11 protein-coding genes are annotated in these 12410 nt (G+C 71.4%); 2 read left to right on the top strand and 9 right to left on the bottom strand.

Annotated elements, in window-relative coordinates; genetic code table 11:
- Nucleotides 1-272 precede the first annotated feature (272 nt).
- The 9 genes from dnaN to AC08OX_RS09100 form a co-directional block, all read right to left on the bottom strand.
- Nucleotides 273-1502: a DNA polymerase III subunit beta gene (gene dnaN / locus AC08OX_RS09140; RefSeq protein ID WP_476607412.1), complete on the bottom strand. Its 1230-nt coding sequence runs from the start codon at nucleotides 1500-1502 to the stop codon at nucleotides 273-275.
- 175 nt (nucleotides 1503-1677) lie between these two features.
- Complete coding sequence (gene manB, locus AC08OX_RS09135) at nucleotides 1678-2751, bottom strand: mannose-1-phosphate guanylyltransferase (RefSeq protein WP_476607411.1); 1074 nt, start codon at nucleotides 2749-2751, stop codon at nucleotides 1678-1680.
- 205 nt (nucleotides 2752-2956) lie between these two features.
- Nucleotides 2957-3877 carry a glycosyltransferase family 2 protein gene (locus AC08OX_RS09130; protein WP_476607410.1) on the bottom strand — a complete coding sequence of 307 codons (921 nt, stop codon included), beginning with the start codon at nucleotides 3875-3877 and terminating at the stop codon, nucleotides 2957-2959.
- 136 nt (nucleotides 3878-4013) lie between these two features.
- Nucleotides 4014-5144 (bottom strand): glycosyltransferase family 4 protein, encoded by a 1131-nt coding sequence (locus AC08OX_RS09125; protein WP_476607413.1) that lies wholly within the window; start codon nucleotides 5142-5144, stop codon nucleotides 4014-4016.
- 82 nt (nucleotides 5145-5226) lie between these two features.
- Nucleotides 5227-6642, bottom strand: a complete 1416-nt coding sequence (locus AC08OX_RS09120) for a glycosyltransferase family 4 protein (RefSeq protein WP_476607409.1) — start codon at nucleotides 6640-6642, stop codon at nucleotides 5227-5229.
- Nucleotides 6643-6723: 81 nt separating this feature from the next.
- A complete protein-coding gene (locus tag AC08OX_RS09115) occupies nucleotides 6724-6999 on the bottom strand; it encodes a hypothetical protein (RefSeq protein ID WP_476607408.1) in 276 nt (91 codons plus the stop codon).
- Nucleotides 7000-7002: 3 nt separating this feature from the next.
- A complete protein-coding gene (locus AC08OX_RS09110) occupies nucleotides 7003-7716 on the bottom strand; it encodes a class I SAM-dependent methyltransferase (protein WP_476607407.1) in 714 nt (237 codons plus the stop codon).
- 151 nt (nucleotides 7717-7867) lie between these two features.
- Nucleotides 7868-9076, bottom strand: a complete 1209-nt coding sequence (locus AC08OX_RS09105) for a glycosyltransferase (protein ID WP_476607406.1) — start codon at nucleotides 9074-9076, stop codon at nucleotides 7868-7870.
- A gap of 5 nt (nucleotides 9077-9081) precedes the next feature.
- A complete protein-coding gene (locus tag AC08OX_RS09100; RefSeq protein ID WP_023839898.1) occupies nucleotides 9082-10065 on the bottom strand; it encodes a glycosyltransferase family 2 protein in 984 nt (327 codons plus the stop codon).
- A gap of 212 nt (nucleotides 10066-10277) precedes the next feature.
- Between AC08OX_RS09100 and AC08OX_RS09095 the strand changes: the two genes are divergently transcribed.
- A complete protein-coding gene (locus AC08OX_RS09095) occupies nucleotides 10278-10952 on the top strand; it encodes an acyltransferase (RefSeq protein WP_476607405.1) in 675 nt (224 codons plus the stop codon).
- Nucleotides 10953-11386: 434 nt separating this feature from the next.
- On the top strand, nucleotides 11387-12410 hold a 1024-nt coding region (locus AC08OX_RS09090), incomplete at its 3' end, for a glycosyltransferase family 39 protein (RefSeq protein WP_476607404.1).

Below are 12410 nucleotides of genomic sequence, written 5' to 3'. Positions count from 1 at the left end.
CAGAGGTAAGAACCGGGGAAACAGGAGGGGCCGGATCCCGAACGGGAGATGTCGGGTTCCCTCCGCATCGGTAACCCGAGCGGGGTCGCGCGGAGGCCACGGGACAAATTTCCCACGGTGTTTCTTCGGCGTATCTGTGGCCTGTCTCCGGCTATCCGGTTATAAGGCTGTCCGGTCCTCGTCAGGGCCGCGGCCGGGCCGGCTCATCGCCCCGGATCCATACCCTGGACTGCCGAACCAGACGATCAGGAGAAACGGTCCTGGCCCTCGGCTCAGCCCCCGCCGTGGCGGATGGGCATCAGTAGGTAGCGGTAGGCGCCCTCGTCGACAGCGCCGCGGCCGCTGTCCTTGCCGGTGAGCACCGCGGGTTTCGCGGCGGCCTCGACCGGATCGTCGTCGACGAACCCGATCGTCGCCTGATCGTCCTCGACGGCACCGAGCCCGTCCAGCAGGTAGGACGGATTGAACAGCACCGAGAGCTCGGGACCTGCGTACTCGACCGGCATCGTCTCGCTGGCCTGTGCGCCACCGCCGTCCCCGGCCTCGGCGACGACCTGGTCGTGGGTGAAAGTGAACCGCAGCGGCCCGGTGCGGGTGGCGACGACGGCCACCCGACGGACCGCCGCGGCGAGCGCCGCGGTCTGCGCGGTGACGACGAGCGCGGCCGCCTCGGGCAGGAGCTTGCGGTAGTTGGGAAACGTCCCTTCGATGAGCCGGACGATGGTCTGCCGGCCGCCGGCGGCGAGGCCGAGCCGGGCGCCGGACGGATCGTCGAGGTCCAGACCAATCACGGTGCGGGAGGCCGACGTCGGCGTGCGGGCCACCTCGGCGAGAACCTTGGCAGGCACGTGCGCGAGCGCCCACGGATCGTCGACTGTCGGCTGCCAGGGTATGCCGCGTACCGCGAGCCGGTACCGGTCGGTGGCGACGAGGGTCAGCCCACGCCCGGAGATCTCCATCCGGACCGCGGTGAGCACGGGCATGGTCTCGTCCCGGCCGGCCGCCGGGGCGACCTGACCGACCGCGGACGCGAACCCAAGCGTGTCCACCTCGCCGATCGGTCCGGGAAAGCTAGGGAGCTTCGGGTACTCACCCGGGTCCATCAGCGGCACGGTGAAACGGACGCTGCCGCAGCGCAGGACCAGCCGGTCACCGTCGACCACGACGTCGACCGTCGTCGCGGGCAGGCTGCGCACGATGTCCGTGAGGAGCCGGCCGGGCACCAGCACCCGCCCCGGTTCGTCCACCGAGGCCGCGACCGGAGCCCGCACCGCCACCTCCGTGTCGTACGCGCAGATCGTCAGGACCGAGGCTGCGGCCGGGCCCAGGGGCGCCGCGGAACCGGGAGACGCCGCGGAACCGGGAGACGCCGCGGAACCATGGCCCGCGGCGAGCAGGATGCCGGTCAGGACGTTCCGGGCCGGGCCCGGCCGGTTGGGCAGATGCCGAGCGGCCCAGCCGGTCGCGTCGGCGAACGCGTCGCGTTCCACGCTGAACCTCATGAGTGCGATTGTCCTCGGCCACGGCGCGGAATCGCCGCATTCAGCGGACGGTTTTTGTTCCCCGTCCGTGGATGTCCGCAAGATCTCCGCACGGACGGACCGCAGCCGCCGCGTCGTGAGGAAATGCGGCGGCGCTACCAGCGGTCCGCCGCCGCCCGCAACCGGTCGGCTGCGCTCAGGTGCGGTCCGAGCTGAATCGCACAGCGCCCGCCGAGAGGACGACTCCGGGGAACACGCGCGCCCCGGACCGCAGTTCGTTGCCTCGCTCGATCCGTACCCCGTCGCCGATGACCACCCCGTCGAGCGCGACACCGGAGCCGATCACCGCGTCCCGACCGATCACGCTGTCCCGCACGACCGCCCCGGCCTCGATAACCGCACCGTCGAACAGCACCGCACCGTCAATCGCGGCACCCGCGCCGACCCACGCGCCGGCCCCGACGGTCGCCCCGCCACCGATCTTGGCGTCGGCGGCCACGACGGCACCGGGCAGCACCAGGCAGTCCCCGACCGGCCCCGGCAGCGCCGACGACGCCATCCGGCCGGTCACCAGGTCGCGACTGCCCTGCACGAACGCCGCGGGAGTTCCGAGGTCGAGCCAGTAGGTGTCATCCGGGTAACCCATGACCGCCGTGCCGGCGGCCAGCAGTCCCGGGAAGGTCTCCCGCTCGACCGAGACCGGTCGTCCCGTTGGGATCGTGTCGATGACGGACCGCCGGAACACGTAGCACCCGGCGTTGATCAGATTGGTGGGCGGGTCCGGGGTCTTCTCCAGGAAGGCGGTGACGCGACCATCGTCGTCGACGGGCACGACCCCGAAGGCACGCGGGTCCACCACCCGAGTCAGATGCAGGGTGACCGCCGCGCCGGTCACCGTGTGCCGCGCGACGAGGGCCTGGATGTCCAGACCGGCGAGGATGTCACCGTTGAAGATCACGACCGGATCGCCCGGTCCCCCGTGGAGCCGCTCGGCCACGTTGCGGATCGCACCGCCCGTGCCCATCGGCTCGGTCTCGGTGACGTACTCCAGCTGGAGTCCGTGCGCCGAGCCGTCCCCGAAGTACTCCTCGAAGACCTCCGCCCGGTACGAGGTGGCGAGCACCACCCGGTCGATTCCCGCGTCTCGCGCGCGAGCCAGCATGTGCGCGGTGACCGGCACCCCCGCGACCGGCAACATCGGCTTCGGCGCCGACATCGTGAGCGGTCGCAGGCGGGTCCCCTGACCGCCGACAAGCATCACTGCGTCCATGGGGCGTCAGTGTCGCAGAACACGCGGTGGACGCTGAAAACGGATCGGGGTCGGGACCATACGACGAACGGCATGCCATGGTTTCGACACGTTGTGTCGGACCGGGGTTCACCAAGCCGCCCGGATATTCCAAATATCTCGGACATCCAGGACATCCATGACTACCAGCGACTCGACTGTCGGCCATCGGCCGGCCGCGGCCCGCTCAGGCGCCCCGCGCGGCACCACCCCGGGGAAGCAGATCCGCAGAACGGGTCGCCTTCGCCCCCGCGCTGTCCCGGGCGAAGATCAGCGCGAGCAGCAGCCGGACCACGAGACCGACCCCGAGCAGCAGCCGCAGCGGCGCGCGCGCGTTGCCGGGGTACTGCCAGGACAGGTAGCGGAACATGCTGCGGTGATGAGCCAGCACCATCCGCCGTGACGACCGCTTCGTCGAGTGTCCGCCGAGATGCTCGACCACCGCGGACGGCACGTACACCGACTGCCAGGACGCCTCGCCGATGCGGCGGCCGAGGTCGACGTCCTCCATGAACATGAAGTAGGACTCGTCGAACCCGCCGACCGCCTCGAACGCCTCCCGGCACAGCAGCTGGCAGGAACCGGACAACCAGCCGGCGGTCATCTCCCGGGGGAGGCCCCGCTCCCGCCGATAGGAGGCCGTCCACGGGTTCGTCGGCCAACACCAGCCGAACAAGGCGTGCCCCACCCCGCGGCCGAGCGAGGGCAGGTCCCGGGCCGAGGGGTAGAGCGCCCCGTCCGGATTGATGATCCCCGGGCCGAAGGCCCCGCCCCCCGGCCAGCGGTCGGCCGCGGCAATCAGTTCGTCGACCGCACCGGGCGCGAAGGAGACGTCGGCATTGGAGATCACTAACCAGGGCCCGCGGGCTCCGGCGGCACCACGGTTGACCGCGGTGCCGTAGCCGAGGTTGCGACCCGGGCGCACCAAGCGCACCTCGGCCCGCTCGGCGGCCGCCGCCGTGCCCTCGTCGAGGTGCGGCGAGTTGTCCACCACGACGACCTCGTAGGGCCGCGTGGTCGCCTTCGCCAGCGAGTCGAGGAAGGCTCCGATCACCTCCCCGGACCGGAAGGTCACGACGACGACCCGGATCTCCGGATCCACACCCATGTCTCGCCCGCCCGTTCTCGCCCACCACCGGTCGCCCGACACATTCCCGTGACGACGCACGGCACCTTGTGCACCGAGGAGACGGTAGCGCGCCCTTTGCGGCGGTCCTCGCCCCGGGGCCGGGCCGACGGGCGCCTCAGTGCTCGGCGACCGCCCGCGCGTAGCTCGCGAGATGCGCCTCGGCGCTGGCCGCCCAGGTGAACTCCCGGGCCCGGGCGAGACCGGCCTGACCGAGTTGCCTGCGCCGCTCGGCGTCATCGAGCAGGGCGCCCATCTCCCGGGCGATCGAGCCGGCGTCCGGCTGAGTGTAGGCGACGGCGTCGCCGCCGACTTCCGGCAGCGACAGACGCGGCGTGGTGAGAACCGGGGCGCCGCAGGCCATCGCCTCCAGCACCGGCAGCCCGAAGCCCTCGCCGTGCGAGGGATACGCCACCAGTGACGAACCTCCCAGATAGCCCGGCAGGTCGGAGAAGCGCAGATAACCCGGCCGGATCACCCGCAGGTGGCTCGGCACCGAGGCGACGGCGGCATCGACGTCGTCGTCCCAGCCGGAGCCGCCGGCCAGGACGAGCGCGGGCGGCTCGTCCCGCCAGTGCACCGCCTCGGCCCAGCCCCGGATGAGGTTCGGCACGTTCTTGCGCGGCTCCAGCATCCCGAGGAACGCGACGTAGCGCGAGTCGCCGAGCCCGAGCCGGCGGCGCACCCGCCGCTTGTCCTCCTCGGTCGGCGGATGGAAGGTCGACGTGTCGACGCCGTGGTAGGCGACGTCGGTGGTCGTCGACTCCCCGTCGAGCACCCGCACCAGCTCGTCCCGGGTGGCCTTCGAGGGGACGATGATCCGGGCCGCCCGGCGCACCGCGGTACGCATAGCGGACCGGAAGAACGTGCCCTTCACCGCGGTGTGCATGTCGGGCTCGGTGAAGAAGGTGACGTCGTGAATCGTCACGCACACGGGCTGGTGCGCCCGCAACGGCATCGTGTAGTGCGGTGAATGGATGACATCGGCATTCACCTGTTCGGCGACCAGTGGCAGCCCGGTCTGTTCCCAGGCCAACCGCGCGGGCCGGTGGGCGATGGCCGCCGGCCCGGACAGGACGGTGGCGTGTGGGGCCATCCGGCTGTAGCGTTCCTCATCCGACCGTTGGCAGACGAGCGCCATGTCCGCGCCGGTCGCGCCCAGCGCCGCGACCAACCCGTCGACATAACGCCCTACGCCACCACGGTCGGCCGGGACCGAAGTGGCGTCGACGAGCACCCGGGGTCCCACGGCGCTCCCTCCCTGACGCGCCACCCGCGACGGGGTGGTCGCTTGCTTCACGGTGACCGCTTGCTTCTCAACGGGGGCAACACTACGCCCGCCCGTCGTCGGCGACGGACACAGCGGGGAAACCGCTGACTCGACGGTAGAGCGCCCACGTCGCCAGTGCTGCCCCTTTCCAGGTAAATGACCGGGCACGAAGACGTCCAGACTCCGACAGCCGCCCCCGCAGGTACGGATCGCCCATGACCTTCGCCACCGCGGCGCCCAGCGCGGCCGGGTCGTCCACCCCGACCACCACGGCGGCGTCCCCGCCGACCTCGACCAGCGCGGGGGCATCCGAGACGATGACCGGCACACCGTGCGCCATCGCCTCGACGACCGGCAGCCCGAATCCCTCCGACCGGCTCGGCGCGAGCAATACGCCCGCACGGGACAGGACCACGGCGAGATCCTCGTCACTGAGCCGCCCAAGGGTGCGCACCCGGTCCGCGCCCAGACCGTGCCTGGCCGCCGTCGCGCGCACGTCCAGCCCACCCCAGCCGGTCGCGCCGACGTGGACCAACGGCAGGCCCGGATCGTCCGGTCGTCGCAGCGCCGCGAGCGCGGTGTCGAGGCCCTTACGGGGTTCGAGCGTGGCGAGGGTGAGTAGATAACGCCCCGGAGGGGGTAGCCCCATCCGCGCGGCGCGGGCGTCGGCATCGGGCGGAACCCGGACCACGGCGTCGGCGACTCCCTCCCCGATCGCGTGCAGGCGATCTTCGGGGATCGGCAGATGCCGGGCGATCTCGGCCGCCACCGCGAGCGTCGGCACGACGATCGCGTCGGCGTGGCGTGCGGCCCGTTCGCCCATCAGCCGGTGCCACCGGACCCCGTGCGGGGTCAGGGTCTCGGGATGCGTCCAGGGAACGGCGTCGTGGATCGTCACGACGAGCTTCGGGCGCGGCCGGCGCCGGTCCAGGGCATCGCCCAGGGCCGGCGCGACGGTTCCGGAGGCCCAGGAAGCCAGCGACGGACGGGGCGGCACGCCGGAAAGTCCGGAAGGTGGATATGAGTCCACATAACCAGGGGAGCGCCGATAACCAGGAGAACGCCGGGGGCCAGGAGAACGCCGGGGGCCACCGGACCGTTGCCCGCACCGGGACCCGGTCCGGTCGTCGAGGCCGCGCAGGGCGTCCGCCACCGAACCGGTCACAAACCCCCTGGTGCCACCCGCGGGTGGCACCAGCAGGGTCGGAGCGTGAATGACGTCCACCCCCGTCGGAGCCGGACCCACGCCACGCGCCCAGGCCACGGCGAGTGCGCGGCGAGGCAGACCGAGCCGGAACGGACCGAGGACGCCGGGCAGGACGGCCGGACCGACCTCCCGGCGCCCGGCACACCACCCGGTCACCCGATCCTCGGGGGCGGCGGTGCGGGCGAGCGCCGCCGCGAGTTCGGCGGAGTAGCGCCCGGTCCCGCCGGGAACCGGCGCGAGCAGCTGCTCGACAAGGAAACCCACACGCACGGGTCACAGTCTGCCCCTGCCTCCTCCATCCCCGGACAGCCGGCCCGGTCCCCGGACAGCCGGGGTCGGCGGGTCGGCGGGTCAGCGGCCGCGGGCACGCAGGGCCGCGAGTGCCATCACGACGCAGGAGATCCCGCCGACCAGGTATCCCCAGCCCCGATGGCCGAAGAGCGCGAACCCGGCACCCGTCCCGGCCACGATCAGCCCGAACAGCAGCACTGTCAGGACGGCGGCGAGGATGCGCTGGTTGCGCAGGGAGGTGGGGGGCGCCGGCGGGCCCGTCCGCGGGTCGTGCTCCGGCTGCCGGCGCGGTTCACGGCCGGGGCCCGGGCGTGCCGACCGGCCGGCGGGCGCCATCGTTCAGCCCTCCCGTTTGCGGGCGTGGGTGAGTACGACGCTGCCCGCGGTGTCGGGAGCCCGCCGGTCCGACAGGGCGACGGCCGGCGAGAGCACGGCCGCGGCGTTCCATCCCGTCCTGCCGCCCTTGGCGGACAAAGTCAGGTAGAGCCGCTCGGCGCGTTCGCTGCGGAACATGTACGTCTGCCGGATGACCTCGAGCCCGACATCATCGAGCAGCTTGGCGAGATGGTCGCCGGAGTAGGTGTGCCTGACGTGGTAGCGCTCGCGGTGCCGGTCGAACAGGTCCGGCCAGGACGCCGCCCGGGTGAGGGCGTCGGCGGACATCACCAGGTCGCCACCCGGACGCAGCACCCGCGCCATCTCGGCAAGCGCGGCCGGACCATCGTCGAAGTGCTCGATGGCGCAGACCGACATGACGACATCGAACGTGGCCGCAGCGAACGGCAGCGCCAAGGCGTCCCCCTCGACGAGCCCGGGATGCCCGCGCAGCCGGCGACCGAACTGCAGCTTGTGCCGGGCGAGGTCGAGGCACACCGCCCGAGCCCCGCGACGGACGGCCTGGCCGGCCCAGTAGCCGTCACCGCCGGCCACGTCGAGCAGGGTGCGCCCGGCCAGTTCTCCCGCCCACGACAGCAGGGTGCCGACCTCCCGGCGACGCATGACATGTACCTGATGGCCCACGAAGGCGAGGGCGTCGTCCCGCACCAGGCTCACAGGTCGGCCCCTCCCGTCCGGTCAGCCCCGCCGATCCGGTCCGCCTTGCTCATTCCAGTCCGCCTTCCGAGTCCACGATTCACCCGTGGTCCACGACCCATGGATGGGCCGTGACCCATGGATGGGCCGTGACTCGCGTATGCGCCACGGCTCATGTACGCCCAAGCGCGCCCAACGTCAGATCAAGGTAACGCTCCCACGCCCCGTCGACGTCCGGCGGTATGACCTTCGAGCGCAAACCGGCGAGCACGCCGGGCTCGTAGAGCCGCCGCAGCGCCACCGCCAGCGCCTCCGCGTCGTCGGGCGGCACGAGTAGACCGTCCACCCCATCACGGACCGTGGTGGCGAGCGTTCCCACCGTGGTCGCCACGACCGGCACGCCGTGCAGGTGCGCGAGATCGACGTTCTGTGACGCCGTTCCGGCCCGGTAGGGAAGCACCAGGGCGTCGGCACCAGCGAACAGCGCGGGCACCTCCGCCGCGTCGACATAGCCCGACCGCAGGTCCACCCGGGTGGCCAGGCCGAGCTCCTCGACCAGCCGGGCGATCTCCCCCGTCCCGCCCCAGAACTCGCCGGCGACGGTGAGACGGACGTCCGCCGGCCCGCGGGCCAACGCCCGCAGCAGGACGTCCAGTCCCTTGTACGGCCGCACCAGCCCGAAGAACAGCAGGTTGCGCCGGGTGACGTCGGCGGATGGCCCACCGCGGCCGGCCACCGGCCCGGGCTGCGAGGACGACAGACCCGAGGACGACAGACCCGAGGACCACAGGTGCGTGGCCATCTCGGCCACCAGGACCGGAGCAGGGGTGAGGCGCGCGGCGAGCTCCGCCTGGGCCGGCGTGTGGACGAGAACAGCCGACGACCGGCGCAGCACCGCACTGGTCAGCGGTTCGTCCACGGCCCGGCGCTCGTGTGGCAGGACGTTGTGGCAGAGCGCGACGACCGTGGGACCCGCACCCCCGGAAGCCGCTCGCCCGGAACCCGCTCGCCCGGAAGCCGTGCCCCGGCCACGCGGCCCCCGGACCCGCAGTGCGCCGAGGACGCCCAGGTACGCCGGGGCCTGCACGGGAGTGACGACGACCAGGATCACCGCGTCGGCCTGCCGCCGCAGGCGCCTGCCGAGCCGGATCCATCCGTCCGGCCGGCGCCACGACAACGGGTAGCGGGTGACCTCGAACGGCTCCATCTCGGGCTCGGTGACGCGCTGCACGCCGGGATAGAGCCACGCGGGGTACTGCGCCGACCAGGACTCGACCGCCACCTCGTGGCCCCGCGCCGACAGCCGGTGCGCGAGCTCGGTGGTGTGCTGCGCGATCCCCCCCTTGTAGGGATGGGTCGGACCGACGATCGCGATGCGCACGCAGGTCAGGTGTCGCTGCGCGAGCGGGCCACCAGATCGCCGATCAACGCCAGCACGACGATCTGGAAGCCGACCAGAATCGCCAGCAGCGTCGACGTCGCCACATGGAAGTCGTAGCGGATCAGGTCCACGATCAACTTGACGAAACCCAAGCCCATGATCCACAGAGCGACCGGCATGAGAACCTTGATCGGATCGAAGTACATCACCATCCGCAGCACCTGAAGGATGTAACGCCGCGCGTCCCGGAAGGGATGGAACTTCGACGTTCCGGATCGTTTTGCGTAATCGATCGGGATGTAATCCACCGGATGCTGGTTCGACAGGAAGGACATCGTGATCGTGGTGACGCAGGAGAAACCCGGGGGCAGCAGCCGCAGATAGGGCAGGGAGACGTCCCGGCGGAAGGCGCGAAGCCCGGAGTTGAGGTCGGGAATCTTCATGCCGGACAGCCGCTGGGCGATCATCCGGATGAACCATTTCGCCGGCACCCGGGCCCACTTGTGAGTGCCCTCCTCGGTGCGGCGCGCCCCGACGACCTGGTCGACGTCGAGGTTGTCGTCCAGGTAACGGACGAACTCCGGGATGCGCTCGTTCGGGTACGTCATGTCGGCGTCGGTCCAGACGACGATCTTGCCGCGGGCCTCCTGGGTCCCGATCCGGCGGGCCGTGCCGGAACCACCGTTGCGGCGGAACGGCATCACCCGCATGCGCGGGAACCGCGGGGCCACCTCGCGCAGCACCGCGAGCGTGTTGTCGGTCGACTTGTCGTCGATCGCCAAGACCTCGTAGGAGTAACCGCTCGCGTCCATCGCGGCGGTGATGCGCTCGAGTTCGAGCAGCACATGGTCCTGCTCGTTGTAGCAGGGCAGCACGATGGTCACGTAGGGGGCGTCCGGACCGACGGCTGCGACGCCGTCCCCGGAAGCCGCCTGCACTGGGGTGCCGGCCTGCGGATGTTCAGGTCGATGGATGGCGCTGACACTCACGTCGGTGTGGCTCCCGGTCGTCGTTCCGGCCCAGCGGCGTCCCGGGCCGGCGTCCTGGCGGTCCGACGTCGTCGTTCCCGCTCCGATCGCCGGTCCGTGGCGGTGGTGCACGCTCCGTCGAGGGCTCGCGCACGACTCTAGGGTGGCACGCCCGACCCGGCGAGCCGACAGCCGGGCGGTCCGGCCACCGGGGCAGCGCCTACTGTTGCTCCGTGGGTGCGTTCAGAAGTGATCTTCGGGAGTATGTGCGGCACGTTCGTTCGCTGCGGGCGGCGCAGGAGACCTCGGCCCGCTCGTTCGTGGCCGGGCTGCGTTACCCGCTCGCATACAGGCAACCGATCTGGACCGGTTCCCCCACCGTGATCGAAGGCCGGGAGCGCATCGAGTTCGCCGAGGGCGCGACGCTGCGGGTGGGGCTCGGCGCGTTCGGGCTGTCGACCCGACGCGATACCTCGATCATCCGGGTGCATCCCGAGGGCCGCCTGCGCTGCGAAGGTGTCGTGTCGCTGCAGCGGGGCGTGCGGATCGTCGTCGACTCGGGCGTGCTGGAACTCGGCCCCGGGGCGAACATCAACGGGTTCGCCAAGATCCTCGTACGCGAACGCGTCTCGATCGGCGCCTGCTGCAACGTCTCGTGGGACACCCAGCTACTCGACAACGACTTCCACCCGATGGTCGTCGACGGCGTGGAGCAGCCGATGAGCGGGCCGATCGTGCTGGAGGACCGGGCCTGGATCGGCGCGGGGGCCATCGTGCTCAAGGGCGTGACGATCGGCGAGAGCGCCGTCGTCGCCGCGGGCTCGGTGGTGACCCGGGACGTGCCGCCCAAAGCCGTCGCCGCCGGATCCCCCGCGAAGATCGTCGGCCACATCGACTCCTGGCGCTGATCCGGCGTCCGGATCACGCGCTCCGGACGCCGGGCCTCGGACGCCAGGGTGGGAAGCCGGACGTCGGGGGCAGTCGGACGTCAAAGGCGGCCTCGGCTGTCCGCGTGCCACGCGGACACCTCCGCGGCCACGCCTAAAAACCGGAATCTTCGCCTCGCCGAAATCCGACAGATCCTGCTATCCGGCGGACTTCGCAGCCGGATAGCCGAGGACATCCGTATCGACCTCCCGATTCAATGACGGTGAACCGGCCCTCGGACGGTCAGGATGATGGTTGCGGGCTGCGACGTTGACGGTCCGGGAACACTGACGGTCCGGGAACACCGCGACAACGGTCTGGACACCCGCCCGGGAGCACCCTCACCACCGTGCGCGACCAGGGCTGAGGGGAGGAGGGCACCCATGACGTCGACGGGGAATCGGGGGTCCGTAGCATGACTCCACCTTCGTCCGATGGGACTCTGCCACTCGTGGGTGACTCTGTGGATTCGACCGCAACGGCCCGCGCCGACGCCGAGGCCGGCGGAGACGTGTTCCCGATGGGGACGCGCTTCCGGCCGTGGGGGATTCTCCGCACCATCCCCGCGGCCATCTGGGTGATCACTCTGCTCTTCACCGCGCTGCTGGCCGGCTGGTCGGTGATGATGCCGCAGTACCATGCGCCCGACGAACCAAACCACGTGGACGCTGTGATGCGGCTCGTCGAGGGCGAGGGCTGGCCGCATCCGGGCCATGCGATCGTGACGCAGGGCGGCGTGGGGGCGATCATGGCTGCCCCCTACGGATCCGAGGAGCGGCCCCGCGACCTGTCCGCCGGCCCGTTCACCGCAGCCGACGCCGTCCCCCGCCACGATCGTCCCAGCTGGGAGGAGTTGGACCGGACACCGGCGCCGGAGGATAGCATCCAACAGCTCGTGCAGCATCCCCCGCTGTACTACTGGGTTGACGCCATGATTCTCAAGGCTGTCCCCGGCGGTGGCGACCACCTGCGCTGGGACGAGATCATCGGGATCCTGCGCCTGATCAGCGTGGCAATGGTCGCGCCGTTGCCGTTGCTCGCCTGGGCCGGGGCGAACCGGCTCAGCGGTGGCAGCCGGGTGGCGGGGATCTGTGCCGCCCTGGTACCGCTCGGGATCCCCCAGCTCACCCACATCGGATCCAGCGTCAACAACGACAACCTGCTGGTTCTGACCAGCGGCCTGGCCACGGTCTCGATCGTCTACGTGCTGCGCGGGGACACCTCCCTACGCACCGCGGCCTGGACGGGGGTCTTCGTCGGCCTCGCCCTGATGACGAAGTCACTGGCGATCACGCTGGTCCCCATGGCGGCGCTGGCCTACCTCGTCGCCTGGGGCCGGGCCCGACGCGACGCCCGGGCTGCGTGGGCGCGGGGACCAGCGGTCGCCGTGGCAGCAACCGGACCAGCCGCCATCGCCCCTTACCCGGCCACCCCTTACC

The organism is Frankia sp. CoBUL1 (assembly GCF_978021245.1).
The sequence above is the reverse complement of the archived record's forward strand: the minus strand, read 5'-3'. Positions and strand labels throughout refer to the sequence as shown.

Bases quoted from the DNA above. Each gene is read 5' to 3' on its own strand.
- dnaN (WP_476607412.1), bottom strand. From the start codon at position 1,502: ATGAGGTTCAGCGTGGAACGCGACGCGTTCGCCGACGCGACCGGCTGG.
- manB (WP_476607411.1), bottom strand. From the start codon at position 2,751: ATGGACGCAGTGATGCTTGTCGGCGGTCAGGGGACCCGCCTGCGACCG.
- AC08OX_RS09130 (WP_476607410.1), bottom strand. From the start codon at position 3,877: ATGGGTGTGGATCCGGAGATCCGGGTCGTCGTCGTGACCTTCCGGTCC.
- AC08OX_RS09115 (WP_476607408.1), bottom strand. From the start codon at position 6,999: ATGGCGCCCGCCGGCCGGTCGGCACGCCCGGGCCCCGGCCGTGAACCG.